This window comes from Candidatus Korarchaeota archaeon NZ13-K, assembly GCA_003344655.1.
Classification (GTDB): Archaea; Korarchaeota; Korarchaeia; order Korarchaeales; family Korarchaeaceae; genus Korarchaeum.
Genome location: MAIU01000106.1, coordinates 1 through 3,471, shown reverse-complemented (window position 1 = coordinate 3,471; position 3,471 = coordinate 1). Strand labels below are relative to the sequence as shown.

General features: G+C 60.6%; 5 protein-coding genes. All 5 read left to right on the top strand.

All coding sequences use genetic code 11. The features are described 5' to 3' along the window. On the top strand, window positions 1–692 hold a 692-nt coding region (locus tag BA066_07370; protein RDD52878.1), incomplete at its 5' end, for an ABC transporter ATP-binding protein. Continuing rightward, window positions 693–1,871, top strand: a complete 1,179-nt coding sequence (locus tag BA066_07365) for a SufD family Fe-S cluster assembly protein (protein RDD52877.1) — start codon at window positions 693–695, stop codon at window positions 1,869–1,871. Between the two features lie 37 nt (window positions 1,872–1,908). Then, window positions 1,909–2,556: a hypothetical protein gene (locus BA066_07360; GenBank protein RDD52876.1), complete on the top strand. Its 648-nt coding sequence runs from the start codon at window positions 1,909–1,911 to the stop codon at window positions 2,554–2,556. Beyond that, a complete protein-coding gene (locus tag BA066_07355) occupies window positions 2,507–3,307 on the top strand; it encodes a competence damage-inducible protein A (GenBank protein ID RDD52875.1) in 801 nt (266 codons plus the stop codon). Before BA066_07360 ends, BA066_07355 begins: the two co-directional genes overlap by 50 nt. Then, window positions 3,291–3,471, top strand: a 181-nt coding sequence (locus BA066_07350; GenBank protein ID RDD52874.1) for a magnesium-dependent phosphatase-1, incomplete at its 3' end; no start/stop codon positions are given. The genes BA066_07355 and BA066_07350, both read left to right, overlap by 17 nt.

The following is a 3,471-nucleotide window of genomic DNA, read 5'->3' as shown; positions in this document are numbered from 1 at the left end:
GTGTGGACTTGGAGGTCGGTGAGGGGGAGGTAGTAGCCCTGCTCGGACCAAACGGCTCCGGGAAGTCAACACTGCTCCACACAATAATGGGGAGACCTGGCTACGAGGTCGTTTCCGGAAGGATCCTGTTCAATGGGATCGATGTGACTGGGATGAGGCCGGATGAGAGGGCCAGGCTGGGGATGGGCTTCCTGATGCAGCTCCCCCCAGCGATGAGGGGTGTCAGGTTGAGGGACCTCCTGAAGAGGCTCTCCGGAATCTACGGGGTAGATATGGATCGCCTGAGGAGGCTGGCTGAGGAGCTGAGGGTCTCAAACCTCCTGGACAGGGACCTCCACAGGGGGTTCAGCGGGGGTGAGATGAAGAGGGTTGAGCTCCTGCTGCTGGCCGCCCAGTCTCCTAGGCTGGCGCTGCTCGACGAGCCCGACTCGGGGGTTGACCTGGAGAGCCTCCCCCTGCTGGGGAGGGTCATAAGTGAGCTCGTGGAGGCCCCTGATGGAAGGGCCAGGGAGAGGAGGGCAGCCATCATAGTGACGCACGCCGGCAAGATACTGAGCTACGTCAGGTCAGCTAACAGGGCTTACATAATGCTTGACGGCAGGATCTCGTGCTTCGGCAATCCAAGGGACCTGATAGAGGACGTGGAGAGGTACGGTTTCGAGGGTTGCCTCAGGTGCCTGAAGGTGGTCTGATTGATGCTGGAGGAGATAAGGAGGAGGGCTGAAGCGGCCCTGAGCAAGCCGGCCCCCCACGGCCCCGACCTGAGGATTGAGGACTTCCCGCTGCCGAGGGGAAGAAGGGGAGCGGAGGACCTGCAATCCCTCTCCAGGCTTGGGATCGATCCATCCCAGGCCTCCTACGTTCAGGTGGATGAGAGGCCCGTGGAGGTTAGGCCTGCCGCGCCGGGGGTGAGGGTGCACTCGCTATCCGAGGCCCTAGAGGAGGGCCTCGTCGAGGGCTACTTCTGGAGGGCCATAGATGTGGACACTGACAAGTACACGGCAGCTGCCGAGCTCTTCGGGGGGCATGAGGGCTACGTTATCATAGCGGAGAGGGGAGCGAAGGTCGAGCAGCCGGTTCTGGCATGCCTCCTCCTCTCGACACCCGGGGCCCTGCAGGCCCCACATAACATAGTGATCGTTGAGGAGGGGGCCGAGCTTCACGTCGTCACCGGATGCCTCACCTCGATCGAGGCCCCCGGTCTTCACGCCGGGATCTCGGAGTTCTACGTGAAGGAGGGGGGAAGGCTAACCTTCACGATGATACATCAGTGGGCCGAGAGCACCCACGTCAGGCCGAGGACGGCCGTTATCGTGGAGAGGGGAGGTGAGTACGTGAGCCATTACGTGAACATGAGCCCCATCGCGAGCATACAGACGGATCCAAAGGTTTACCTGGTCGGCGAGGGGGCCAGGGCGTACCTCTCCTCGGTGATAGTCGCCCCCAAGGAGTCTAGGATGGACGTCGGCGGGAGCGTCTTCCTCAGGGCCAGGGGAACCTCGGCGGAGATAGTTTCGAAGACGATAACTAAGGACCGCGCTGATGTCGTGACCAGGGCCCTGATATCGGCCGAGGCCGGGGGGACCAGGGGGCACATAGAGTGCGATGGCCTCCTCCTCTCCGAGGGCTCGAGGATAGTCACGCTGCCCGCCCTCGATGCGAGGGTGGATGACGTCCAGCTCTCCCACGAGGCGGCCGTCGGCAGGCTGAGCGAGGAGCAGCTCTACTACCTCATGACCAAGGGGTTCAGCGAGGAGGAGGCTAAGAGCATCCTCGTCAGGGGATTCATGGATGTGAGGCTCGAGGGCCTTCCAAAACCCGTGATGGCCCAGATAAGGATGGCCCTGGAGCTGGCGGCTAGGGGCCTCTGAGGCCTCTCCCTGCCGGAAGCATCGCGGCCCCGGAGGGATGGGAATGAGGTGTGATGCCTCGCGAAATCGCTTGACCCCGGAGGATTGGAAGAGGAGGAAGGAGGCAGCTCTTGGAAGGCTCAGGGAGCACTTTGATGAGGGAAGAGTTGATCCGGATATTTTCAGCTTACTTGATGCCTTGAACAGCCTTCCATTCGCTTACACCACCAGCAGCTGCTCCGGCAGGATACAGCTTTACGAGGCAGAGCTCCCTGGGGAGAAGTTCTCCCTGAGGAGCCTCGGGAAGTGGCACTCCAGTGTAGATGAGGAGGAGATCCTGAGCGCCATGAGGGGGGAGAACGTCTGGCTGGCCCTGCTCCCTCCCATAATACACATCCGCACCTGCAGCCTCAGGGCCTCCCTCGCCATGCTGAGGATCCTCAGGGAGTCGGGATTCAAGAGGGCTGGGATCCTGCACCTCTCGAGGGCCGGGGGCTTCATCGAGGCCATGGGTACGGAGAGGCTCGAGATGCCCCTCAGGCTGAGGGGAAGGGAGCTCCTCGACCCCGAGGCCATCAAGTTAATAGTGGATGCTGCCAACTCCATGCTCCTGAGGGCCAAGGAGAGGATCCACAGGCTGGAGGTGAGGTTGAGGCATGAGGCTTCCAGAGGCCTGGATAATCTCTGTGGGGAACGAGCTACTTAACGGGAGAATAGTCAACACAAATCTGACCTGGCTCTCCAGGAAGCTCACACTGGATGGCTACCTCGTGAGGTGCGCCATCACAGTTAGGGATGACTGCGAGGACATAATGATGGCCTTCAGGCTGGCAATCAAGAGGGGGGCCTCGCTCGTGGTGAGCACGGGCGGCTTGGGTCCAACATTCGATGACATGACATCTGAGTGCCTATCCAAGGCCCTGGGAAGGAGGCACGTCCTGAACGAGGAGGCTCTAAGGATGGTTGAGGAGAAATACGCTGAGAGAAACCTGCCAATGACGGAGCATAGGATGAAGATGGCCATGATGCCGGAGAAGGCCAAACCCATATACAATGCTGTTGGCACGGCGCCGGGCGTGATGGTCGAGGAGGGCCCCACGCTGATAATAGCCCTCCCCGGGGTTCCCCCGGAGATGATGGACATATTCGAGAGGATAGAGGGGATCCTGAGATCCAGGGCTCCGCAAATGAGTTACGTTAGCGTTGATCTCATTGTTAAGGGTGTTCCTGAGTCCGAGGCCGCCCCGATAATTGAGGAGGCCATGAGGAGGTTCAACGTCTACGTGAAGAGCCATCCATCGGGGCATGAGGTCAGGGAGCCCCTCCTCAGGGTCAACGTCACCTCATCATCCATCAGCGGGGAGGAGGCGAGGATGAACGTCGAGGGGGCCCTGAGGCTCCTCTCCGAGAGGTTCAGGGGAATGGGAGGGGAGGTTAGTGTTGAGGAGAAGGCCTAAGCTCATAGTCCTGGATCTGGACAAGGTCCTCTGGGATCACCATGATGTGAGCAGCCTCAGGTTCCCCCTGAGGAGGATAAGCGACCGCATGATTGAGGACAGCTGTGGGGAGGTGGTGACCCTTAGGGATGAGGTCAGGGAGTTCCTCTCCTTCGCGAAGGAGA